The organism is Novosphingobium sp. CF614 (assembly GCF_900113255.1).
In the GTDB taxonomy this organism is placed as follows: Bacteria; Pseudomonadota; Alphaproteobacteria; order Sphingomonadales; family Sphingomonadaceae; genus Novosphingobium.
This window is the reverse complement of the sequence record NZ_FOOR01000005.1, coordinates 237,912-260,348: the sequence shown is the minus strand read 5'-3', so window position 1 is coordinate 260,348 and position 22,437 is coordinate 237,912. Positions and strand designations below refer to the sequence as shown.

General features: G+C 59.6%; 20 protein-coding genes. 16 read left to right on the top strand and 4 right to left on the bottom strand.

What is annotated here, in order from left to right; all coding sequences use genetic code 11:
- A partial coding sequence (locus BM052_RS08610) for a transposase (protein ID WP_177198400.1) occupies window positions 1-113 on the bottom strand: 113 nt, incomplete at its 3' end.
- 108 nt (window positions 114-221) lie between these two features.
- Here BM052_RS08610 and BM052_RS08600 point away from each other — a divergent pair.
- Both BM052_RS08600 and BM052_RS08595 read left to right on the top strand, forming a co-directional pair.
- Window positions 222-1,322, top strand: coding sequence for a recombinase zinc beta ribbon domain-containing protein (locus BM052_RS08600; RefSeq protein ID WP_177198399.1), 1,101 nt, complete (start codon window positions 222-224; stop codon window positions 1,320-1,322).
- 91 nt (window positions 1,323-1,413) lie between these two features.
- Window positions 1,414-2,700 carry a tyrosine-type recombinase/integrase gene (locus tag BM052_RS08595; RefSeq protein WP_091145544.1) on the top strand — a complete coding sequence of 429 codons (1,287 nt, stop codon included), beginning with the start codon at window positions 1,414-1,416 and terminating at the stop codon, window positions 2,698-2,700.
- On the opposite strand, the gene BM052_RS19435 is transcribed toward BM052_RS08595, so the two are convergent.
- Window positions 2,690-3,019 (bottom strand): hypothetical protein, encoded by a 330-nt coding sequence (locus BM052_RS19435; protein ID WP_143084790.1) that lies wholly within the window; start codon window positions 3,017-3,019, stop codon window positions 2,690-2,692. The genes BM052_RS08595 and BM052_RS19435 overlap by 11 nt on opposite strands.
- Before the next feature lie 61 nt (window positions 3,020-3,080).
- On the opposite strand from BM052_RS19435, the gene BM052_RS20410 reads away from it, so the two are divergent.
- The 14 genes from BM052_RS20410 to BM052_RS08530 all read left to right on the top strand — a co-directional run bounded on the left by BM052_RS20410 (window position 3,081) and on the right by BM052_RS08530 (window position 20,123).
- Window positions 3,081-3,380, top strand: a complete 300-nt coding sequence (locus BM052_RS20410; RefSeq protein WP_091145541.1) for a helix-turn-helix transcriptional regulator — start codon at window positions 3,081-3,083, stop codon at window positions 3,378-3,380.
- A gap of 155 nt (window positions 3,381-3,535) precedes the next feature.
- The gene (locus tag BM052_RS08585) at window positions 3,536-5,686 is read left to right on the top strand and encodes a virulence-associated E family protein (RefSeq protein ID WP_143084789.1); all 2,151 of its coding nucleotides are present in this window, start codon (window positions 3,536-3,538) and stop codon (window positions 5,684-5,686) included.
- Window positions 5,687-5,966: 280 nt separating this feature from the next.
- Window positions 5,967-6,758, top strand: a complete 792-nt coding sequence (locus tag BM052_RS08580) for a hypothetical protein (RefSeq protein ID WP_218151535.1) — start codon at window positions 5,967-5,969, stop codon at window positions 6,756-6,758.
- 211 nt (window positions 6,759-6,969) lie between these two features.
- On the top strand, window positions 6,970-7,383 hold the full coding sequence (locus BM052_RS08575) for a hypothetical protein (protein WP_143084787.1): 414 nt from the start codon (window positions 6,970-6,972) through the stop codon (window positions 7,381-7,383).
- A gap of 47 nt (window positions 7,384-7,430) precedes the next feature.
- The gene (locus BM052_RS19430) at window positions 7,431-7,721 is read left to right on the top strand and encodes a hypothetical protein (RefSeq protein ID WP_218151534.1); all 291 of its coding nucleotides are present in this window, start codon (window positions 7,431-7,433) and stop codon (window positions 7,719-7,721) included.
- Window positions 7,722-7,779: 58 nt separating this feature from the next.
- Window positions 7,780-8,136, top strand: coding sequence for a hypothetical protein (locus BM052_RS08570; RefSeq protein WP_091145533.1), 357 nt, complete (start codon window positions 7,780-7,782; stop codon window positions 8,134-8,136).
- Window positions 8,137-9,062: 926 nt separating this feature from the next.
- Window positions 9,063-9,962 (top strand): hypothetical protein, encoded by a 900-nt coding sequence (locus tag BM052_RS08565; protein WP_091145530.1) that lies wholly within the window; start codon window positions 9,063-9,065, stop codon window positions 9,960-9,962.
- Between the two features lie 72 nt (window positions 9,963-10,034).
- On the top strand, window positions 10,035-13,226 hold the full coding sequence (gene ileS, locus BM052_RS08560) for an isoleucine--tRNA ligase (RefSeq protein WP_091145528.1): 3,192 nt from the start codon (window positions 10,035-10,037) through the stop codon (window positions 13,224-13,226).
- 237 nt (window positions 13,227-13,463) lie between these two features.
- Window positions 13,464-14,207: a methyltransferase gene (locus BM052_RS08555; protein ID WP_091145526.1), complete on the top strand. Its 744-nt coding sequence runs from the start codon at window positions 13,464-13,466 to the stop codon at window positions 14,205-14,207.
- A gap of 97 nt (window positions 14,208-14,304) precedes the next feature.
- Window positions 14,305-15,255, top strand: a complete 951-nt coding sequence (locus BM052_RS08550) for an ABC transporter substrate-binding protein (protein ID WP_091145524.1) — start codon at window positions 14,305-14,307, stop codon at window positions 15,253-15,255.
- On the top strand, window positions 15,252-16,073 hold the full coding sequence (locus BM052_RS08545; RefSeq protein WP_091145522.1) for an ABC transporter permease: 822 nt from the start codon (window positions 15,252-15,254) through the stop codon (window positions 16,071-16,073). Before BM052_RS08550 ends, BM052_RS08545 begins: the two co-directional genes overlap by 4 nt.
- 1 nt (window position 16,074) lies before the next feature.
- Complete coding sequence (locus BM052_RS08540) at window positions 16,075-16,842, top strand: ABC transporter ATP-binding protein (RefSeq protein ID WP_177198397.1); 768 nt, start codon at window positions 16,075-16,077, stop codon at window positions 16,840-16,842.
- A gap of 36 nt (window positions 16,843-16,878) precedes the next feature.
- Window positions 16,879-18,543, top strand: coding sequence for a hypothetical protein (locus tag BM052_RS08535; protein WP_091145518.1), 1,665 nt, complete (start codon window positions 16,879-16,881; stop codon window positions 18,541-18,543).
- Window positions 18,540-20,123, top strand: a complete 1,584-nt coding sequence (locus tag BM052_RS08530) for a hypothetical protein (protein ID WP_091145516.1) — start codon at window positions 18,540-18,542, stop codon at window positions 20,121-20,123. Before BM052_RS08535 ends, BM052_RS08530 begins: the two co-directional genes overlap by 4 nt.
- Before the next feature lie 72 nt (window positions 20,124-20,195).
- On the opposite strand, the gene BM052_RS08525 is transcribed toward BM052_RS08530, so the two are convergent.
- Window positions 20,196-21,761, bottom strand: a complete 1,566-nt coding sequence (locus tag BM052_RS08525) for an amidohydrolase family protein (protein ID WP_091145514.1) — start codon at window positions 21,759-21,761, stop codon at window positions 20,196-20,198.
- A 32-nt stretch (window positions 21,762-21,793) separates the two neighbouring features.
- The gene (locus tag BM052_RS08520) at window positions 21,794-22,435 is read right to left on the bottom strand and encodes an NUDIX hydrolase (RefSeq protein WP_091145512.1); all 642 of its coding nucleotides are present in this window, start codon (window positions 22,433-22,435) and stop codon (window positions 21,794-21,796) included.
- Window positions 22,436-22,437 lie beyond the last annotated feature (2 nt).

Genomic DNA, 22,437 nt, shown 5'->3' with positions numbered 1-22,437 from the left:
CCCAGTTCCTTGCGTATCTGACCGAACAACACTTTGCGACGCCCCTTCGGGATGAACACAACGTGGTATTTGCACTCCCATCTCGTGTGGCTTAAACTCTGGTACTCGCTCATCGTGACATTCCTTTCGTGTGCTTGGCGGCTCACGAAAGCAAATGTCGCGATGGGTTCCCGGATACGTCAAACTATGATGGTCTCCCCGGCATAGCCGGGGGATTACCTTTGGGATTTATACCTCTCCCGGGGCAACTCTCAGCGGAAATCAACAGTGAAGGGTTAGAAGGCTTCGCAAGCGGACGCTTCACCTCTCAAGCCGAACTGAAAAGGTTCTTCGAAGCGCATCCGCAGTTTCCGGTATGCCGTCATGGCTATCTGACGAACGAGCAGGTCAATCGTATTCTGACGAACCCGCTCTATGCGGGTCATCTCGAAAGCAAGGTTTGGGACGTGTCGCTGCGGAAGGCTCAGCATGACGGCATGATCGACCTTGAAACCTTCCAGCGGAATCAGGAACGGCTGTTCGGCAAGCCTCTAGCTCCGGCGCGGGCTGACATAAACGCGGATTTCCCTTTGCGTGGATTCGTGACGTGCGGATGCTGTTCGCATCCCATGACAGCAAACTGGAGCCGTGGACGGCACGGGAAGCAGTTCGCCTATTATATCTGCCGTCACAGGGGCTGCGACAGGTTCGGCAAATCCGTGGCGAGAGACAAGGTGGAAGGCGCGTTCGAGAACGTGCTGAGTACGTTAGCGCCTCGTCCCGAAGTGCTGACCGTTTTCACGAAGCTGTTCCGTAAGCGGTGGAACGAGGCAGAATCGAAAGCGAAGGAAAGCGGAGCGGCGATCAAGCTTCAGTCGGTCGCAGTCGAAAAGAAGATTGCCCAATTGCTTGATCGGATTGTCGAGTCAGACAGCTCGACCGTGATCGGCGCATATGAGCGCAAGGTCGAAGAGCTTGAGCGTCAGAAGCTTGTTCTGGCGGAAAAAATCTCTCGCTGCGGCACTGCGCTGCCAGACTACGACGAAACTTTTCGAACCGCTTTCGAGTTCATCTCAAACCCTTGTATTCTTTGGAAAACAGGGTCGCTTGAAGACAAGCGAATTGTGCTGAAACTCGCTTTAGACTCTCATCTGGAATACGACTGGAATGAGGGTGTTCGAACCCCTGAATTATCCTTGCCGTTCAAGGCTTTGGGTGATGTTTGCGATCAAGAAAAGGTAATGGCGGAGAGGGTGTCCTTAATCGTGACTCGCCACAAGCCGTCAAGGCGAGCCATAATCACAACTAACCAATTGGAACTCCGAATTTTTATGCCGTCATAAGGCGTCACGGAGCGTCATGGTTGAAATGACTTGGCGAGCGAATCTGGTGAGTGGCAACGTCGCAACTAACCACTCATTTCGAGGCGCTTTCATGGCTCTTTCCATCCGCACAATCCGCTCCTTTGTCCGCTCCGAACAGCCTGGCATGTGGGCCGCTCGCAACGGCCTGAATCTCGTAATCGCCAAGTCCGGTTCACCATCATGGGCGCTCCGCTACACCACTTCGGACGGCAGGCGCCGGCTGATGAAGATGGCCGATTATGATCCCATAGACGATGCGGCGCTTGCCGGTCTCGAAGCCGAAGCGGCGACGATGCGCAAGGCGATCCGGCGCGGACATGATCCCCTCGCAGAACGTGAGGCCGAAGCGATTGCGCCAGCCGGTCCAGCGGTGGAGACGTTCAAAGATTCCGCGCTCGATTATATCGCGGCGAACAAGTCCGGCTGGAAAAACCCAAAGCACGCCGCTCAGTGGGAGAACACGCTAGAAACGTATGTTTATCCGCTTATCGGCTCGAAGCCGACGCACGAAGTATCCATGCAGGACGTTAAAGCGATCCTGCAACAACCCTATGCGCGCAAGGGTGTGAAGGGCACGCTCTGGACCGGAGCGCGCGAGACGGCATCGCGCGTCCGCAGCCGGATTGAGATCGTCATCAAGGCCGCAAAGGCAAAGGCGCTGGCCGACAACGGCAACCCGGCACGGCAGGCGCTATGGGCCGGACATGCCAATCCCGCAGATGGCGAGACGCTGCGGCTTGCTGGATTGAATGGCAAGCAAGTGAAGGGGAATTTTGCTGCCATGGACTGGCAGGCGGTTCCGGCGTTTGTCTGTGAGTTGCAGGCCAAGCCCGACTACTCCGCCAAGGCGCTGGTCCTGACGATCCTATGCGCCACCCGCACCAGTGAAACGCTCAACGCGACGTGGAGCGAATTTGACCTAGAGGCCGCAACGTGGACCATCCCCGGCGACCGTATGAAGATGGGGCGCGAGCATCGGGTGCCCCTGTCCGAGCAGGCTGTCGCGCTGTTGCGAGGCATCCATCCCATAGCCGGAAATCCGTATGTGTTCCCCGGTGCCCGTGCAGGCCGTCCGCTGTCCAATATGGCGATGCTGCAAATGCTGCGCGGGATGCGTGACAACCTGACTGTTCACGGCTTTCGATCCGCATTCCGCGATTGGATCACAGAGACCACGTTGCACCTGGACGCTATCGCGGAACAGGCGTTGGCGCACGCAATCGACAATAAGGTGGAGCGCGCATATCGTCGCGGTGACGCATTCGAGCGACGGCGGGACTTGATGCAAATGTGGTCTGATTACCTGATGTTGATCGAAGCATTATACGCCGAGAAATGGAAGAGATTTATTGCGTAGCTGCTTCGGTGGGAGTCGTGCCCGCACTCCCCGCAGCAATAATTGCTCCGAACATTGAGGCCCACAACAGGCAAACAGCAATTCCGATAGCACCCAAAACAATTCCTGTAATAGCTCCGCCTTTAGGGTTTTTTGTTACACCGATCAAACCGAGTATCAACGCGAGTGGTGATGTAATCCAAGCGATAAGACCGAGCACTGGAATGAATGCAAGAACTATGGACACAATGCCAAGCACCATTGCGCTGGTTCCGAGACCATTGGACGGTGCTTGCGTGTGAGTGACAACAAATTGTTGCGGCTGCTGCTGATTTTCCAAGACTGCCCCCTATTGACTTCGCCTGACCGATAACGCACTTTTGTGCCGCTAGCCAGATCGGATGATCGGCGGCGCAAGGGCAGGATGGCCCAAGCCGATAAGACCGGCGCACGGCGGAGCGGATGCCCGCGATCCCGAAATCATCGAAATTCCGAGGCCATCCATGACAGACATAACCGTTCTCACGATCGAACAGGCGTGCCGCGAAATCGGCTTGAGCGAACCGACCCTACGCCGCCGCGCTGCCGCCGATCCGGCATTTCCCCGAAAGATTAAGCTGTCCGCGCGCCGCGTCGGATACTTGCGCCGCGATATTGAGGCCTACCTCACGCGCCAACGCGAAGCGGCCTACGCGTCTTAACCCGCCATAATCCGTCACGATGGTGAGCGGGTTTGGTGAGTTACGCCATTTTTCCGTGAAAAATCAACGAAACAGGCGGAGCCTTGCTCCGTCATACCCTGAAATGAAACGCCCCGTGATCGCGTTGCAGGACGACCACGGGGCGGGAATTGAAAGTGATTTCAGCGATGCAGTCTATACACGAAAGCGCCGGGAGCGGCAAGAATCCTGCTGTGCCCTTCACTTGGTTCACCCGCGCCGATGCGCCGCAAGGTCAGCGCGGCGAAATCATCTGGTCCGATCTGTGCCAATGGATCGTCACCAGCGCGCCGACCGCCCCAACAAAAGATGCGCTGCCGCTTATCAAGCTGGCGACGTTCACCGGGGATTATCGGAACGACGCGGGACTTGAAGCCGTCCATGGTATCGAAGGCGATTACGATGCCGAGCAAGTCCAGCCGCAAGATGCCGCTGCGATGCTCCAGCGAGCCGGCATTGCGGCGCTGATCTACACCAGCCCCTCGCACCAGCCCGATGCGCCGCGTTGGCGCGTCCTGGCGCCGTTGTCGCGCTCCGATGGACTGACGGGGCGGCACGCGCTGGCCTGTCGCATCAACGGCGCGCTCGGTGGCATACTTGCTCGCGAGAGTTTCACGGCATCACAAGCCTACTATGTCGGAGCGGTCGAAGGTGGTGAGCCGGTGCAATGCTGGGCAACGAACGGGCAGTGCATTGATCTGGTCGAAGGGATCGCACCGATTGGACCGGCTGAGCCGTCGAGCGATCCCCGTAAGCCGTTGGGCACCGAACCCGCTCCACATCCCGACGCACCGCGCGAGGCGCTTTGGTCGATCGATCCGAACGAACTTGGCTACGCCGACTGGCGCAACATGAGCGCAGCGTTTCGGCAGGCATCCACCGGCCTGATGCTCGACGAAGCCGCGCGCATCATTTGGGACGTGTGGTGTCAGCGGTTCGAGAAAAACAGCCTTGCCGACAACGCGAAGCTGTGGCGTTCGCTGGATCGCGGAACGTCGCTTGGCTGGGCCTATCTCCGCAGCCGGGCCGCACCGGAAGTGGTGGCGCGCTGGACCTTCGGTGTGAATGGCCCGTCGCTGTCCGCCGTGCCGTCCGGTGCCACCCAAGAGGTATTGCCTGCGATCCAGTATGAAATTCCGGCGACGGGAGATACAGTGGGCGCACCGTCGCATCTCGACGTTGTGCGGAACTGCCGCGACTGGGCAATTCCGGTGCGCCACGACACGTTCGCCGACCGCCTCATGGTGACAGGTCCGTTACCGGGTGAGCGCAACAGCCGCTGGCCCCGTCCGTTGACCGATTCCGATTACGTCACCATCCGGCTCGCGTTCAACGCCATGGGGACGAAGCCGCCGACCGAAGCGCTGCGCGAGGGCGTCGATTTTTGGGCGCGCGCCAATCCGTTCAATCCCGTCACCGACTGGCTCGACGGGCTGCGGTGGGACGGTGTGGCGCGGCTCGACGGCTGGCTCTCAACGTATCTAGGCGTGGAGCCGTCCGACTGGTCCCGTGCCATCGGCTCGCGCTTCATCATCGGCATGGTGGCCCGCGCTATGGTGCCCGGCTGCAAACTCGATACCGTGCTTGTGCTGGAAGGGCCGCAAGGGGTTGGCAAGTCCACTGCTCTGCGCATCCTGGCTGGTGACGATCATTTCGGCGACCAGTTGCCCAATATGCGCGACAAGGACGGTTTGGCCTACCTGTCCGGCCTATGGCTTGTCGAAATTGGCGAACTTGCAGCAATGCGGCGCTCCCATGCCGACGAGATTAAATCCTTCCTGACGGCCCGCTTTGATCGATACCGGCCAAGCTACGGGCGGCACATGATCGACCAGCCGCGCCGTGTCGCCTTCGCCGCGTCAACGAACGATAGCGCGTGGCACGACGACCCGACCGGGGCGCGGCGCTGGTGGCCCGTCCGCGTCGGTTCGATCGATCTTGAGGGCTTGGTCCGTGATCGTGCGCAGCTATTCGCCGAAGCCGTCCACCGCTGGCGATCCGGGGAAGCGTGGCACCTCGACGCGGACGGGGAGGCGTTGGGGCGTGCCGAAATGGCAGAACGTGAGGTGCCGGACGCGTGGGAGGAACGCATTGCCGAATGTCTCGCTGCGAACCCTGCCGTGCCGATGACGATCAAGGCATTGCTCGCCACCCTTGGCATCGCGTCCGACACGTCGCATTCGGGGCATACGCGCCGCCTGTCCGGCATTTTGCGCAATCTTGGTTACGAACGCAAACGCTTACCGGACAGGCGTTGGGCTTACGTGAAGCCGTCCCACTTGTCCTAGTTCGCATTCGTGAAGTGGGACAGCGAAGGGCGCAAAAATCCTAGGGTTGTCCCACTGTCCCAGTTGTCCCACTTCAGTTCAGAGATTCCAGAAAATACGGTATGACGGTATAACACGCGTTTTTGAAGTCTATAGAATAAGCGGTCCAAGTGGGACTAAGTGGGACACGAATAGAAAGACGCCAGAGTTAACAGTCATAACGATATAACGTCATATTATATAATATACACTTTCACGATGGTAGGTTTGTTGCGTCAATATTTCACTTGACGAACGATAATTGCGTGTGAGACTGTCCTTGTACTCCACAGAACGAGGACTTGTACTTATGCCCACACCTACTCTCACCGAAAACCCGACCGATCGCGGTCCGGTTTTCACCTACTCCACCGACTCCGGCCCCGCCATCGCGCACCTGCCGGTCCTTCCTGAACTGGCCGAACTTCCCGAGGCCAACCGGCATTTCGCTGCAACGATCGCGCGCGCATTCGACAGGTTCCAACCTGCCGCTGCCACGGAGGAATTGCGCCGTATCGCTGGCCCCGCGATGCTCGGCGCGATCAAGCGCGCGATCGCCGCAGGGCAGGCGAGCCGTCGCGCACATGCGGAGGCCGATGCCCGCGCGCGAGAGATTCCGCCTTCGCTCGACATGAGTCAGGAAGCCGAGCGCCGCGCGCGCTATCGCGGCTTAAGCCTCGCGGACCAGATGGCAGCCGCGCAGCGTGCCGACCTCGCAGACCTCGCCGCCATCGTGGCCCGAGGAAACCTTTGTGACTGGGCGCCCGAGGCGTTCGATCTGGCATCGGAGCGATATGCGGCTCTCGCTTGGGCCGAACGCGTGGGCCTGGCGTCGAACCATCCGCGCCAGCCATCGCTGGAAGGCGGCCTGACGGTGACCGGCCCTGATGCCGCCGCCGTCGAAACAGCCGCACTGGCCGCGCTGGCGCACCATCGGCAGCGCGCCGATGACCTCGAGACGGTCGAAGCCGCCTTGCGCAACCAGATTTGCCTTGTTGCGGCGGCGCTTGAGATGACGCCCGATGATGTCCTTGCGGCGACGATGGCAGCGTGACGACCGCGCGGACGATCTACCTTCCGGCCGCCCCGGAAATCCAGTCCGGGGCGTGCTGGGCGGCGCTGCAGTGGACGCGCCAGCAAGCGCGGTATCATCAACTGCACAACGGCTTCCCGCGTCCAGTGCGGCGCGGGTGGCTGGATACGGGCGCTGTTGCGCGATGGGCAATGAGCCGGTGGCCCGATGTATCGATTTCATGGGTGTAACGATGACGAACGAAACGACCAACACCGGACGCCGACCTAATGGCACGTTCGCACCGGGGAGCGGTGGCCGCGTGCGAGGCTCGAAGAACAAGGTCTCGCGCGATACGCTCGCGGCGGTGCAAGGCCTGTCGAGTGAAGCCGTGTCGAAACTCGCCGAACGCATGAGGGCGGGCGACATGGGCGCAATCAGGCTGATTTTGGAGTACACCTTGCCCAAAGGTGGCCGCACGATCGATCTTGAGACGAACGACCCGAACGCAATCGCGGACGCGGCAGCACATGGTGAGATTTCACCGGATGAAGCGACAAGATTGGCTCAAGCCGTGAAAACGGTAGGCGATGCTGCCGATTTGCGCGAATTAAAGAGACAGGTCGAAGAACTAGAATTGTTGATTTCAAGTCTGGCGAAACGATGAGTCGGATTGGATTAAACAAACGCCTCGCAGTTGTTCGGGATACACTGTTGCCACCGGGCAGTCTGGCGTATCGATTGTATCAATTGAAGCCGTGGGAATTGCAACAATACAATGAATGGCGCGAACGGTGCGATGATTGGTATGCGAAAATCGAGGCTGAACATGGGCCGGGCGCTGCATATGAAATGTATCTCGCAACCTTTGATGAAGGGCAATCTGTGGCGTGGGAACCGCCCCAACTACACCTGCCGCTCAGGCGCAAACTGTTCCCCGATCCGCCGCCGCGTTCGGGCGATCCGGCGGAAGACTATCGGGAAATGATCCGCGATGGCGAGTAATTCTCGCTCGAAAGGGAAGACCGAATAAAATTCCCGGATAAAATGAAGGAGCACGACAATGCTATATTCTGCCGTTTCAATCTGTGAACCGAAACCGTTCACGGCCTTATTCACTTTCGACGACGACGGCGAACTGATCGACTTTGAGCGCTTGAGCGCCACGAACTATGCGCGACGGGTCGGCGGCATGAGGGCTATGGGTAGGATCAATCAGGCGGGGCGGTATCACGGTGTCCACCATCTCAGGTATGATCCTTCGCGTCCTGGGTTCGGTCATGACGAAATCGGACGGCCGATCTTGCGGGTTGATCCGGTGATGACGCTTACCCTCGCCGGTGGGCGCGCAGGCAGGCGAGCTATCGAGCGCATGTTCCTCTCGCGCGCGATGATGCCGAAGCGGCATGGTCCGACTTGATGGACATGGTTCGGAAGGGGAACGAATTGGTGCGGCAGGTCCGCACGGCTCACTGATGCAGTTGGTTAGTCGGCAAAGGTGAGCGCATCGACCAAGCCGCACGAAGCCTTGGTTCATGGCGGAGCATCGATCCGTCGTACCCTGTGGCGCTGAAAAGACCCCCCCCTAGGCCCCCTCGCGACCGGACCTTAATCACAAGTCGAAGGTGACTCGCCTATATTCTTGCCGGTCCTAAAGCGTCATAAAACGCCACAAAGCGCCATCACGGCTCAATTTTTCGGTTAGTGTTTTGGTGAGCCGCTTCAGTCACTTGGCCAATACCCCTAGAATTTCTGCGCATTTCAGGGATTGACTGGCGGAGAGGGTGGGATTCGAACTGTTCGGCTAAGCGATTGATTAGCCGTGTTTCTGATCAAACCGTTTTCCCGCGATACCTCGGAATATACCTCGTCGACTTTTTCCTCTGAAAACCGTCACTTGGCGGCTTAGTTCGACTGCGTGCACGGTATTCGAACCCACGATACAAAGCAAGGTCAGCGGACGGCGAGCGTGCGCGTATCTGAACCAGATGATTGGCACTGAACCGACCTTACTCGAAGCGGCGTCAGCCGTTATCAGCCCTGCCAACTGCCTAATACCGTAAATCACATCAGACGAACCGCCATCGTGTATCGCGATCCCCTTAGCGATCGCGAGGGTCCCCGACGGCAAACAGAGGAGGCGCGCGACCATGATGTGACAGGGGGCGGGGAACGCGAGGGAAACGCCCCCAATTATGACCTCGCATCTGCCGGGAGGTGGAGCGCTCCAACCAAGAACATCTCCACCGCCCTTCCACAACCGGCCGGACTCGCAGGTGGCTGCGCCCAGCCCAATACGCTGCGGCGGCGCCATTGGCAAATCCGGTCAACATCAAGGTGAGATCGATGTTGAACATCAAGCAGAATCAGATCGAAGGTGAAGACGCGAGCGACATTACGAGCTTCGGACAAGACGTCGCGCCGGCGGGCGTTCAATTCGCTGGTGAACTGTCAGCCTTCGAAGTCTCGACGCGGACACCGCTGACCCGGAAGGCGATGTACGACCTCGCCGATCCGGAAAGCGGGCTCGTCGGCGTAAACTTTCCGACCTTCGCGCTTCCCGGAACGTGCTGCGCGGCTATGGACGTGATCAACGCGCGCGAAGCCGTCGAATATAAAGGCCCCGCGGAAGGGACTCTGTCCACCGGAAGCGGGACATCTGCATGGGAGGCGCGCTATCCCGGCATTGCGCCACACGAGCCGGACAGTGCCGGCTCCTGGGGCGAATATCTGGATCGCGTGCCGGACTGGGATATCGACCGGGAGGCGCTGTTCGCCAGCAGCTTTGGTGGTGATCCAATGGAGTCCATCATCAACGTGTTGTCGACGGCGCTCGGGCAGCCGATCGAACGTGCGGTTCATCCGCGCTTTGGCCGGAAGATGGGAATGGGGCTAGTCCGCAAGGGCGCGCCGCTCGCGCATTTCGACTTCGCGCAATATGATGTCGGTTACAATGCCCGCGGCCATATCGGCATCGTCCTGGTTCTGGATGCAGGCCCCGGCGCCGTGCAACGTGCGTGGAACTATCAGCCCGAGCCGGACGACGACGGCAATTACGACACGTTCGACTATATGTTGGACCCACGGCTGACAGGCTATATCGACGTCCCGACGCCTGTCGGCTGCCTGAGCCTGCTCTGCGCCCGGTATATCCACGAGGTGAAGGATATCCCGGACAGGCGCTGCACGCTCGCCGCGCATCTGGCCTGGCTCCCCGATGGAGACCGCTGGGTGATTTACGCCTGAGCAAAGAGAGGGCCGGCGCCAACGCGCCGGCCCTCCGCCGTTCAAACGCCCCACCAATTTATGAGGCCGAACATGCCCATTTCCCCAACGCCTTCGACGGTTGTTCAAAAGGATTCACCGCGCTACGCGCCGGCCCCCGATCTTCGAAACTTGCCGGAACTCGACCGCGAGATCCTCGGTTTCTGGGAGGCCGACCAGACGTTCCGCGCATCGATCGACCAGCGTCCTGCTGAAAATCAGTTCGTATTCTACGACGGCCCGCCTTTCGCGAACGGTTTACCGCACTACGGTCATCTCCTGACCGGCTTCGCGAAAGACATCATCCCCCGCTTTCAAACGATGAAAGGGAAACGTGTCGAGAGGCGGTTCGGTTGGGATACCCATGGTCTCCCGGCGGAACTGGCCGCCGAGCAGGATCTGGGCATTTCCGGGCGTAAGGCAATTCTCGCGTTCGGGGTCGATCGCTTCAATGCGGCGGCGCGTGCCGGGGTCATGAAATACGCGGCGCAGTGGCGCGAATATGTCACCCGCCAAGCTCGATGGGTAGATTTCGACAACGATTATAAAACGCTCGACCTCACCTTCATGGAGAGCACGATGTGGGCCTTCAAGAAGCTTTGGGACAAGGGAACCGTCTATCGCGACTATCGCGTCGTGCCCTATTCTTGGGCGGTTGAATCGCCATTGTCCAACTTCGAGACGCGACTCGACAATTCCTATCGGGACCGAGCGGATCCGGCGCTGACGGTCGGCTTCGATCTTTGTGAGGGTCAGGGCGAATTATCGAATGCGCAGCTGCTGATCTGGACCACGACACCCTGGACGGTGCCCTGCAACCTGGCTGTCGCGGTCGGACGCGAGATTGCCTATATTCTGGTGCAAAAGGGCGAGGCGCGCTATCTCCTATCCCGGTCGGCAGAGGCTCGATACGCACAACAACTCGAGGGCGCCCACATTATCGCCGAATATGCGGGCAGCGCCCTTGCGGGCCTCCGCTACCGGCCGCCGTTCGACTATTTCTCAGGCCATCGGAATGCTTTTCAGGTGCTGGTCGCCGACTTCGTGACCGATGGTGACGGCACCGGCATCGTGCACATTTCGCCTGGCTTCGGCGAGGATGATTTCAGTGCCTGCCGTGCTGCGGAGATCGAGGTGGTAGTGCCCGTTGACGCGGCCGGCCGCTATACGGGCGAGATCCGCGATTATGAGGGCATGCTCGTCTTCGATGCCAACCCGCTGATCATCCGACACTTAAAAGATGAGGGCCGTCTCTTTCGCAACGAAACTCATGTCCACAGTTACCCGCATTGCTGGCGAACGGATCAACCGCTCATCTACCGCGCCGTAGACAGCTGGTATATTCGGGTCTCTGACTTCCGCGACAAGCTCGTCGCTCACAACGAGCAGATCACATGGGCTCCTTCGCACGTGAAGCATGGCATCTTCGGCAAATGGCTGTCGGGGGCTCAGGACTGGAATATCTCGCGGTCGCGCTTCTGGGGGACCCCGATGCCGGTCTGGATCAGCGACGACCCCAACTACCCGCGGACGGACGTTTATGGCTCGCTCGCTGAGCTTGAGGCGGACTTCGGCGTGAAAGTGATCGACCTCCATCGCCCCTTCATCGATAGCCTCGTCCGCCCGAATCCGGATGATCCGACCGGCCGCGCGCAGATGCGGCGCGTAGAGGACGTGTTCGATGTCTGGTTCGACTCGGGCTCCATGCCATTTGCAAGCGTGCACTATCCTTTCGAGAATAAGATGTGGTTCGAGCAGCACTTTCCGGCAGACTTCATTGTCGAATATGTGGCCCAGACGCGCGGCTGGTTTTATACCCTGATGGTGCTGGGCGTGCTGCTCTTCGACCAGCCCCCATTTAAAAATGCGGTCTGCCACGGTGTCGTCCTGGACCAACAGCGGCGAAAGCTTTCCAAGCGGCTCAAAAACTATCCGGACCCCATGGACGTCTTCGACGCCTACGGCTCGGACGTGATGCGCTGGTTCCTCATGTCCTCGACAGTGATCAGCGGCGGTGATCTCCTCGTACCGTCGGACGCAAAAGACATTGCCGCAGCTCAGCGGGACACCATCGCGCCTCTGGTGAATGCCTATGGGTTTTTCGTAACCTATGCCAACCTAGAAGGCCGGTCGCCGATGCTGGTTGCGAAGGCTGGCGATCCCCTCGACCAATATATCCTGGCGAAGTGTGGACAGCTTGCTGCAAAGGTCGACTGCGCCCTGTCGAGCTTCAATATCCCGCTCGCCTGCCGCGAGCTGACGGCGTTCTGCGAGATATTGACGAACTGGTATATCCGGCGCTCCCGGCCAAGATTCTGGAACTCGGCAGGTCAAGCGGCGAAAGAGGCGGCGCTAGACACGTTGTTTTCCGTCCTGGTACAAACCTGTCGTATCGCCGCACCGCTGCTGCCGCTTGTCACGGAAAAGCTATACAAGAGCCTGACAGGCGAGCGTTCCGTCCACCTTACGCTCTGGTCATCCTTGCCGGACTTCCCTCAGGAAAACGATCTGGTTGAGGCAATGGACCTGGCGCGGGAAGCCTGCTCGGCTGCTCTCAGCCTACGCGAGCGCTCTCGTCTGCGCGTGCGATTGCCGCTCAAGGTCCTGACGATCATCCATCCGAATTGCGACGCGCTGGCGCCGTTCGTCGATCTGATATCCAGCGAAGTCAATGTGCGAGCGGTCCAGCTTTATCCTGACCTGCAGGGGCTCGGCGAAGTGGAGTTGCGTGTGCATCCGCAGATTGGACGACGTGTTGGCTCGAGGATGAAAGTTATCGTCTCCGAGGCGGCAGCTGGCCGCTTCAGGTTGAACGAGGATGGCACCGCCACCGTTGCTGGCGAGGCGCTTTCTGGCGCCGAATTTTCTGTGCGCCTGATCGCGACGCCGGATCGACCGGCCCAGCCATTCGGGATGCACGGCACATGCTTGCTGGACACGTCGATTGACGAGGACCAAGAGCAAGAAGGATGGGCGCGAGACCTCGTGCGTTCGATTCAGGCAGCACGCAAGACCGCAGGTTTCCATGTTTCGGACCGAGTGCAGCTGGGACTGAAAGACCCGGTCGGTATTCGATCCTTGCTGGGGCGGCATGAGGCGATGGTCGCGCGCGAGACTTTGGCGCAATCCATTGGTGAGTTTGAGGAAGATGGTTTCCTCAGCAGCGCGCAATTTGCCGAGCGCAGCTTGCGATTCTCACTCGTCAAATGCGAGCTAGCATTGATCAGGAGCGGCAACACCGGATGAATGCCTGCCTCGACGCAGGGGCCGGAAGCCTAAGCCTGTGCTCTGTCCGGCGAATTCTTCGGGCGCCTGCGATCGAATATTTGGCGCTCACCGCGCTTGCATCGGAGAGTTCGACGGTCCTAGCTTTTCGGTGACGTATTCCCGGTAATGCGATTCATGGCTGGCACTGTCAGCTAGCCAGTGGCTTTCAAAAACCATTGGCCGGGTGGACGAATCCGCAGTAGTGAACGGAATGTGATGGGTGAAGCGGCACAGAACGAAGGTTTCGGCGATCCGGGACAGGAGGTTCCGACCCTCGTCAGGGCTCGCTGGCAGTCTGAGGTTCGCAGACTGATCGCTCTCATGGCGACCCATCGAGAAGGGTATCGCTGCTCGTCCGCCGGTCTTGATATCTCGGTTCAACCGGATGTGTTTTCGCCAGCGTATTTCACCGATAGCGAGTGGTTTGCGATCGAGGTCGCTAGGATTGTTCAGAGCCGTTCGCTGCTGGACATTGGTACGGGCACCGGCATCGTCGCACTTGCGGCAGCACGAGGTGGCGCCAACGTAACGGCGACAGATATCAATCCCGCTGCGATTGAAAACGCCCGCATCAATTTCGCCGAGCATGCCGTGGACATCCCTGTGTTTGGCGGAGACGTGTACGGTGCCCTTCCCGAGCCCCGGACGTTCGATTTCATCTTCTGGAATCATCCGTTCAACATGGGTACCAACCCCGAGGAAGATAATCTATCGCTCTGCGGATTCGATTATGAGTATCGCGGCTTGCGGCAATTCATCCAAGAAAGCCGCCAGTATCTTGCGCCAGAAGGGCGGCTTATCCTGGGAACCAGCACTTTTGCTGAAGTGAGCAGAATCGAAGCGCTCGCAGCAGAGGTCGGGATGGAGACGCGCATATTGCAGCGCAAGCAGACGCCCTTGCAGTGGCGAGGCGCCGCGGTGACGGAGCTCAGAATCGTCGAATTCACTGCATTCCGGTAGTCACCGGTAATTGCTGTCAGGCTTTGTCAGCTCCCGATGATTCGAATCGGCTATCAGCGATTCACGGTGATTTGGCATCGGTTCGGCGGAGAGATCTATGATTCGCAGACGAGGAGTTTTGGGAGGAGCGGTCGCGGCCCTGCTTCTTCTCATAGCGGGGGTCGTTGGTTACGAAACGGCAACGCCGCAGACCACGACCGTCAACCTGGGCACATTCTCGATCGCGATCGATTACACGCCTTATCTGGTCGCCAAGGAGAAAGGCTGGTTCGACGAAGCGCTTGCGCCGCATCATGCCAAGGCCTCCTTCACGCAATTCGAGACGCTGCCCGCGATCAACGAAGCGCTTGCGACCAAACGGCTCGACGTGATTTTCGAAGCCGAACCGCCGGTCATCATCGGCAAGGCCGCAGGCATTGATGTCAGGGTCACAAATCTGGGCTGTACTCTGCCGGTCGACATCCTTGTTCCTGCCAATTCGCCTATTCAGAGCATCGGCGGCCTGAAGGGAAAGACCATCGCTGTATTGGCAGGCACGAGCTCGCAATATGGCGTGCTGGTCGATGCCGCAGCCGTCGGAGTTACCGACAAGCAATTCACGATGGTCGACATGCCGCCTCCCGAGGGCAAAGCGGCGTTCGAAAGTGGTCGGGTTGATGCCTGGGCCGTATGGCCACCATGGGTCGAGCAGGAGATCGTCGCCGGTCGCGGACGGACGCTGCAAGGCGGACAAGCGATGATCCAGTCCATCATGGCCATGCGAGGCAGCTTCAAGGATCAACATCCCGAGATGGCGAAGGCGATTTCCGACGTATTGGAAAGAGCCAAGCGTTGGGTCCACGACCATCCTGCAGAGGCCATTGCTATTGTCGCAAAGCAGGCGAATCTCGATCCCAAGGTCGTGCAGATGGCGTGGCCGAAGCATCGCTTCGACGTCAGCCTGACGCCCGACGTGCGCGCGGATATCCAACGCAAAGCCGATTTTCTTTTTGAAAAGGGGCTTGTCCGCACCCGAGTCGACGTCGCGAAAGATCTGATCCGACCATGAGCCTCACGGTCGCCCGCATTGAACGTCGCGCTGGTCGCGTGTATCGCTCGCGCGACCGATCTTTCGAGGCACTCGTCCCCTTGATATTGCCGATGGCGCTGCTTGCGCTGTGGCACGCCGCGGTTGTTCTCGAGTGGGTACCTTCGACCCTGATTGCCACTCCCTTGGCGGTAGCAACCGACCTTGTGCGCCTGGCGGTCGACGGAACGCTCACCGAACATATCTTCGCCAGCCTTCGCCGCCTGATTGCCGGCTTCGGCATCGGTGCTGCAGGCGGTCTCGCGCTAGGGTCGTGGATCGGTGTCAGCCGCGGTGCCCAGCGGTCGATAGAGCCGACGATCAGCGTGCTGGCACCCATTCCCCCGACGGCCTGGATACCCCTGCTGATCATTCTCTTCGGGATCCAGGAAGCATCCAAAATCTGGTTGATCGCCTTGGGCGTTCTCTTCGTTGTGACGACCAACACCGTCTCGGGAATCAGGCATGTGGATTTGCGGTTCGTCGAGGTCGCGAGGGTCTGCGAAAAGAGCCGTTCGGAGACCCTGTGGTTCGTTCTTCTGCCAGCAGCCATGCCCGCCATCATGACGGGGCTGCGCCTCGGGCTTGGCCTGTCATGGATTCTCCTTATCGCGGCAGAGCTGATCGCCGCAAATCGGGGGCTCGGATGGTTCATTTACGACGCTCGAAATTTTTCGCGACCCGACGACATGATTGCCGGAATGGTCTGCATCGGCTTTCTTGGAGCCGTGAGCGACCGGCTGATGCTATATGCGCAGCGCCACGTCTTGCGCTGGCAGAGTAGCTACGACGGAAATTAAGATGTGCGCAAGGCTCGGAAGTCCCCTCCTCGCGGTCCATCTGCGGAACAAGACCTTCGGACGGGGTAATGGTCGCCAAATCCTCGGTAATATTGACCTGGAGGTCGCAGAACGAGAAATTGTCGCGATACTTGGACCGAGCGGATCAGGCAAAACGACTCTTTTGCGGATGATCGCTGGACTTGACGAGGACTTCGAAGGTCAGATTCTGAGCCGCGATGAGGTGGTCTGCGGTCCCTCCGCTCGTCGTGGTCTTGTCTTTCAGGACGCTCGCTTGCTGGCTTGGCGTACCGTGCGCCAGAATGTCGAATTCGGACTCCCGAAGTCGATGCGCAAAGAGGGACCGGCCCGTGTCGATGAGGTTCTGAACCTCGTGGGGTTGGCCGCGGCCCAGCACGCGTGGCCGCGCGAGCTGTCCGGTGGCATGGAAAAAAGAGCCGCTCTGGCCCGGGCGCTCGTCGGTTCTCCCGACCTTCTGATGCTCGATGAGCCTTTCGGAGCGTTGGATCTCCAGAACCGCCTTGCGCTGCAGGATGAACTGGTTGCGCTGCGAGAACGACTAGGATTCAGCGTGTTGCTGGTTACGCACGACATCGATGAGGCCGTATATCTTGCGGATCGCGTCATCATCCTTGGCGGCGTTCCGGCCCAGGTTCGCGAGCAGGTCTTGATCGCGCTTCCTCATCCCAGAGACCGTCTCGCGGAAGAGTTCATGCAAGCCCGAACGCGAGTCCTTGCGCACATCGTTGACACTGATCATCATCGCTGAGTTTGGCGTCGGCGTTCGTGGACATGGTGATCAACATTGGCTCAGACCGGGCAGGCGGAAGCAGCGCAGCGCGTCGAAGTGGGCAATTGGCTCGGCTGGCTGAAGACTATGGGCGAGATTCCCAAGCTGGAGCCGCTTTGCACTGCGATTCCAGCCGGCCAGGTGCTTGCGGCTGACGACCTCAAGCTCGAGGTTCGCAAGGAAGCAGACAGGTGGGCGAGCCTTTTTCAATCGCTGGCCGATGCTCATGGCTTCTCGCTGCTTGGGGTCGAAATGGCCGTCATTTCCGATCGCCGGCGGCAACCGCTAACCGCTCCGTCTTTTTTCAGCAGCTACGTGACAATGTTTTCGGCGCATGCTGAAGCGTTACAGCGCACCTATCAACAGTGCATCGAACGCGCTCTGGGCGCCGACACGCCGCGCCGAATCCGATTCCGTTTTCCGATCGTGATCCACCCGCAGCTCTATGAAAGCACGACAGGCTATTTCTATGCGTCGATCGGCCGTGATCCGCACGGCAAATCCACCTCTAGATACGAAGGGATGCTCCAGGCGAGTGGCTATCCGCTAAGCGAGCCAGACCTTCAGGCGCCGGACCGCGACGTAGCGTCGCAACTCGGCGACGTAGCAAAAATTCTGGGCGAGATACGTCAACCTGAGAGTTGGTCCGAGCTGCGCAGTTCTTCGCTCGTCCTTCTGCCGTTCATGCGGCCAAATTTCAGCCTACCTGATGAAGTGTCGCTCGACGACTCCGGTGCCACTCCCGGTGGCTGCGTTTTCTTCCTGCTTCGCGATAATGTCGATTCCCTCGACCCGCGACTAGGTGCGTTCCTCGCCAACGCCCGCTGGGTGCTTTCGGAAGCGTCCGCCGCTGAATCACAGACGGCGTTCGAAGCTGTCACACGGCAGCGGGAATTCGCAGCAGCGATGCTTCATGGGACGGTCAGCGCGATCGCGGCGATCGGTACTTCTCATGTGATCCGCTTCCTCTTCCACGGCGAGGCTGACCAGCAGGTCCTTTCGGTCGACGATCTCATCGTCGAGTTCAATGGCGACCCTGACATCGTGATGACACAGAAGCAGCGCCTGGTCGGCTACCTCCAGTCGATGCTCACTGCTGAAGCCCTCGCTTCCAGTCTCACCCGTTTCGCGGAGATCCACGCGGATCAAGGCGTCTTGCGCGAAAAGTTCTTGGAGAGTGACGATACCGATCTGCGGGGCCTCATCGCCCGGTCGTGGGAGCTTGCTCTTGCGTCTGTCCGGAGGTCAGGCAAGCTAGTCGCGGGTGAGGCCGATCGTGCCGAGCCGGGTTGGATATTGCCGTCAGGCTACGTCAGCTCTGACCTTTTGACAGCCATTATAATGGAGCTGTTCAGGAACGCGCTCGAGCACAGCGCTTCGGCCGTATCTGAACCGAAGATTGCATTGTCCGTGTTTGAAAAGGGCGACGCCGTGGTCATACAGATTGCCAACGCTATGTCTGAAGCGCAATCAGCGCCGGCAAAGACAGGCTTTCTGTTGCGAACCTCTATGTTGCTGGAGCACATTCCGGGGCTGGATCTGGATGTTCGCACTGAGCAGGGCGAGTATATTGCGTCCCTCGTTTTGGGAGAGATCTTTACCCGATCCGAGGCCGCGAACCCTGATGAGAGCCGAAAGATCATGCAATCGCGTCCCCTCATGAAAGGACCCGGCCGATGAGCATCCAACTCCTCACACCTCCGTTCGCGAATGACGGACGGCTGGACGTCCTCCTGTTCGATGATCTCGACGACGGCGCCATCACGCTGCCGCCGAATGAACTGGAGCCGATGCTCGAGGAGAGTAAATCCTACTCATCGTGGATGGCAATCACGGTCATCTCCGATCTCGACGACATGCGAGCGCTGACGCTGAACCGGCAGTCCACTTGTGAAGAGTCCGGACGAGGTGGTCCGTTCGATGTCTCTATTCTGGACTACAAGCTGTGTGGCAACAAGGAACGCTGCAGCGATCCGAGACATGCCGTGAATGGCATGCATCATAAGGCGGCCGGCTTAACAGCGGGCGTTCTCGCAGCAAACAAATGGCCAAGCCATGTCCAGGCTATCATCCCATGGTCAGCCTATACTGGCGAGGCCGCCGAATTCTGGGCGCTCTGTTCAAGTGTCCAAGCGGACTATCTGTTCATCACCGACCCGAATGTAACCAGTAAGTCAAAGCACAGTCTGTCCAGTCTTCTCGCCAAGCATGTTGCTCCAAGCTTCAGGGAGGCGCTCGCGCGTGGCATGGTTGATGGCACGGTTGCCATACCCGCAGGTGAGAGAGAAACGCTTAACTCAATCCTGGCACAGGCCGGCGAATGGATCGATGCAAACACCCAAATAAAGCTGAACACCGTCGATGGACTACGCTATTTCAAGCTCGGCGCACTGTTCTTCGACCAGAAGAGGAGGATCGCCGGTAGGCCCCAGGTGCCCGTTCGTGCTGTACGAGATCTTGTTGACAGCGAGCAGCGCAGTGATCCCATATTCCAAAGGGCGCGCCAACTCGCGAGCCTGTTCTGGAACTTGCGCTGCAGCCAGCTGTCACACGAGTCATATACGGCAATCCGCCATGGAAAGGCGCCACCTCATGATGTCACATTCCCGTGGATAGGGGCATCAGTTTGGCGCCCGGCGCAGGGTCTATCCAAGGTGGACGGAGCCCGATCGGTCAGGCTCGCAATTCTTTTTCTGCTTCTGTTCGAATATCGCCTGCGCATTGATGCGCGTGAACTGAGTGCGACGATGGTCGACGGGAAAGACTTTCGAATGCTCAAGATGCTAGATAGCGTCTTCCATACCAATGAGCTCGACGCATTGGTCAAGGTTGCGGAAACAATTCCGGAGATCGCAGATAGACTGCCGGCAATATCGGTACTGAACGACGCCTTTCAGGCAAAGGGCTTCGGCTCCGCATTCGACATCCTTACCCTCCAGCTCCCGTTGAACTCCACTGACATTGTGCAGCTTCTTGATCCCATCCCCGCCCCGCGCAAGGGTGCCAAGGGACTCGACCGCTACTCCAAAACGCTCGCTGCCGGGTCCAAGATCGGCGCGGCGTTTGGGCGCCTGTTTGATGGGAAGGTTGTCGGTGCGCCAGGCCGATCGCTCGATTTGGACGCGTTGTTGTTCAAGGACGCGGCAGGAGCCCGGGAAATGCTTTTACCGGACGAGTGGCGCGATATGACCCTGCTAGCGGTCGAACTGATGAAAGTGGAACATTGGCCCACTTGGCTTTCGGACAATGGCACAAGTTGACTGCTATTAGTCGATTCCACGAAGGTCGGCCTATTCTCTCCCGGCGCCACATCAACGGCTACCCGTTGCTGGTCATAGCGCCGCGCGCAGGAAGTCAGGCAGGTTTATGTTTCGACGCAGGCGGGCTCGGTAGTCCGTATCGTCGATTTCGGTTGCGCGTTCGAGTGCCATCGGCCGCAATTTCGTCGGATCGATCTGTTCGGCAGCAAGCAGGCCGAAGCGATCCTTCGCATCATCATATTCGCCGATGATCGCCAGTGGCTTCGCCAAAGCGCCTTCTGCAATCAAGGCGTGGTTCGCGACCGTCTGCCGGGCAAGCTCGGGCAGATGCGCCAGCGCATCGCGCAGCTTGGCCTGGGCGGTGTCGAACGAGAGTCCGGCGAGCGGCCCTCCGCCCGCTTCGGTGAGATCCAGGGCATAATCTTCGCCGCCGATCCGCACGATCTCCTGACGCGCAGGATCGACGCGCAACAGGCTGACCCGGCCCAGCCGTGGACGACCGCCGATAAGCACCGCGAGGATGTCGCGCTCGCTGGCGCCGATCAGCTGATCGTAGGCGTCGCCGCCAGCTCCAGTCAGAACGAGGAGATCGGCCTTCTTGCCAGCTTCGATCGAACCCACCTGCTGTTCCCAGCCGAGTAGCTTTGCCGGCGTTGTGGTGACCATCCGCACGAGCTGTTCGGCGTTGAACGGTCGACCGAGATGGTTGTTGACCAAGCTTGCGATCTTGAGCTCGCCGAGCGGATTCTTGCTGCCGCTCGGCGCCCAATCGCAGCCGAGTGCGATCGACACGCCCTGATCGCGAGCTGCGATCACCTCGGCGGTCTGTCCATAGAGCAGGAAGTTGCTGAGCGGTGACCAGACCAGGCCTCTCGCGGCCGCCATCCTGCCCTGGTCGGCGGACGATAGAGCGACGCCATGAATCGCTATCAGTCGCTTGTTGATCGCCCATTGCCCGGGCTGATATTCGAGATCGAGAAAGCGCTGACGCGCGTCGCCATCAGTTCCCTCGCTCAAATGATAGATGAAGGGACGGGGCTGCTGCAGCGCGGGCACGAGCGTCTTCGCGATCTCGGGGGCCGCGAAATCCATCGTCCGCCCATCAGCGGCTGGGAAGGCCGGGTCGCCCGGCGCTTCGACATTGCGGACCAGCCCCGTGAAGTTTCCCGCGCCGCCCGTTGACGAAAAGCTCAGGCCCTGGGTGCTCGTCACGCCGCCGAACAGAGCTCGGCATTCGACATAGCGCGCGACGCTGCGTGGCAGATCAGGATCGCGTACATTCTTGGCAATCAGCTCATAGGGCCAGGCTACTTCATATTTGTAGCTGGGCTCATGCTCGCGCCAGATATTGCGATTGGCGAAGCGGCGCGGTGCCGACCACAGCGGCAGGAAATTGTAGGAGAGATGGTTGTGCAGGTCGATCAGGCCTGGGAAAATCGTCCCGCCGGTGTCGATCACGGTCGCTTGCGCATAGGCGGCCGGCAGGGCCTGTCCGGCGGGCGCGACCGCTTCGATCACATCATCCAAGATGCAGACAGAGGCCGACGGGTGGACGGTTGCCGCGCCGTCGAGAGTTGCGATCCGACCTCGAAGGACCAGCCGCGTTGCCGCCGCCGCCATCGTCTTGAAGTTTCCCATGAGCCTGCCCCTTCAGTCGCGTGCCCCAGCAATCATCCGATCGCTAATGGCCACCGCCCTTCCACCAATCGCTCTGCCATGATCGCCACGCTCGCGTAGTAATTACGGAACCGAGGGACCAGAGCATCCATCGTGACGCGTCGCCGTTCAGGTCGCCACGTTGCGTCTCCCTGCGCAAAAATGATGCCGGAGGCCGTCACCGCCTCGATCCGGTTCGCGATCAGATTGTGCAGGTCACTTATCCCTATAGCCAAGACACCATGGACCTCGGCGGGATCCGGTGCGAACCCTTCAGGGCCCGACGGCGCTTCGGCGAGATAGATCGCTTGGAATTCTCGATTGACGTCGCCATCGGGCATATCGCTGACTTCGGTGCGAAAGCCGAGCTCATGCACGATCGGTGGTATGTCGATGCCCAGTTCTTCCCGGACTTCGCGCCACCCCGCGCTTAACGTCTCCCCCGCGAGCATATGACCCGCCGCGGTCGCGTCCAGGCGATCCGGATTGGCCCGCACCGCTGGACCGCGCAGCTGGAAGAACAGCCGCCCGCCCTGTTCGCGGTCGACTAGCCAGAAGTGGACTGTCTGGTGCCAATGACCGGCACGGTGCGCCGCCATCCGCTCCATGCTACCAAGCCGGCGCATATTGGCGTCATAAATATCTATGTGCTCCACAG

Coding starts and splice junctions, on each gene's coding strand:
- BM052_RS08595 (WP_091145544.1), top strand. CDS start 1,414: ATGGCTCTTTCCATCCGCACAATCCGCTCCTTTGTCCGCTCCGAACAG.
- BM052_RS20410 (WP_091145541.1), top strand. CDS start 3,081: ATGATCGGCGGCGCAAGGGCAGGATGGCCCAAGCCGATAAGACCGGCG.
- BM052_RS08575 (WP_143084787.1), top strand. CDS start 6,970: ATGACGAACGAAACGACCAACACCGGACGCCGACCTAATGGCACGTTC.
- BM052_RS08570 (WP_091145533.1), top strand. CDS start 7,780: ATGCTATATTCTGCCGTTTCAATCTGTGAACCGAAACCGTTCACGGCC.
- BM052_RS08565 (WP_091145530.1), top strand. CDS start 9,063: ATGTTGAACATCAAGCAGAATCAGATCGAAGGTGAAGACGCGAGCGAC.
- ileS (WP_091145528.1), top strand. CDS start 10,035: ATGCCCATTTCCCCAACGCCTTCGACGGTTGTTCAAAAGGATTCACCG.
- BM052_RS08555 (WP_091145526.1), top strand. CDS start 13,464: ATGGGTGAAGCGGCACAGAACGAAGGTTTCGGCGATCCGGGACAGGAG.
- BM052_RS08550 (WP_091145524.1), top strand. CDS start 14,305: ATGATTCGCAGACGAGGAGTTTTGGGAGGAGCGGTCGCGGCCCTGCTT.
- BM052_RS08545 (WP_091145522.1), top strand. CDS start 15,252: ATGAGCCTCACGGTCGCCCGCATTGAACGTCGCGCTGGTCGCGTGTAT.
- BM052_RS08540 (WP_177198397.1), top strand. CDS start 16,075: ATGTGCGCAAGGCTCGGAAGTCCCCTCCTCGCGGTCCATCTGCGGAAC.
- BM052_RS08530 (WP_091145516.1), top strand. CDS start 18,540: ATGAGCATCCAACTCCTCACACCTCCGTTCGCGAATGACGGACGGCTG.
- BM052_RS08525 (WP_091145514.1), bottom strand. CDS start 21,761: ATGGGAAACTTCAAGACGATGGCGGCGGCGGCAACGCGGCTGGTCCTT.